The organism is Parazoarcus communis SWub3 = DSM 12120, from assembly GCF_003226565.1.
Lineage (GTDB): Bacteria > Pseudomonadota > Gammaproteobacteria > Burkholderiales > Rhodocyclaceae > Parazoarcus > Parazoarcus communis.
The window spans coordinates 1-599 of record NZ_QKOE01000098.1 but is presented as its reverse complement, the minus strand read 5'-3'; the positions used below and the strand labels follow the sequence as shown (position 1 = coordinate 599).

Annotated in this window: 1 pseudogene; it reads right to left on the bottom strand. The window is 67.3% G+C overall.

Annotated elements, in window-relative coordinates:
* A pseudogene (locus tag DNK49_RS23215) lies at window positions 1-599 on the bottom strand (hypothetical protein); the annotation flags it as partial.

The following is a 599-nucleotide window of genomic DNA, read 5'->3' as shown; positions in this document are numbered from 1 at the left end:
GCGCGCGCGGGCCGGTTGGTGCGCGCGGGCAGCATGAACTCGATCTCGCCCAAGGACGGTGCCGCGAGCGTCTCGGGCCACAGCTTGCCGCCCTGGGGCAGGCAGCGGTTGTGTTGGGCTCGCAACAAATAGTCCGCCGGGTACGACAAGGCGCGTGCGCGTTGCATCAATTCCAGAATGTCTGCCTCGCGGTCGGCGACATAGACCAGGCGCGTGGCCGGCAGCTGCCCGGCACGCTCGGCCACGCGCTCGTAGCCCTCGATCCAGCGCCGACTCTCGGCAATGTCGAGCGGACGCGCCCACATCCAGGTGTCGACAATGCCCAGTGGCAAGCGCTGCGGGCTCACCGCGTAGGTCGGATGCAGGTACATGCCCCGTTGCGCTTCATAGGACAGCTTCCCCAAGCCTTTGATGGCCTGGCCGTTGAAGTCGAGCTCGGTGGTGTCCTGCAAACACAGCACCACCGGGTGTTCGGCCATCCGCGCCTCGGTACGCGCCATGTGCGGCGCCAGCACCGCCTCCCAGCTCAGCCCCCGTTTATCCGCACGCGCCTGATCGAACAGTCGATAGGCTGCCTGGGTTTCCGCGCGGCTGTTGCA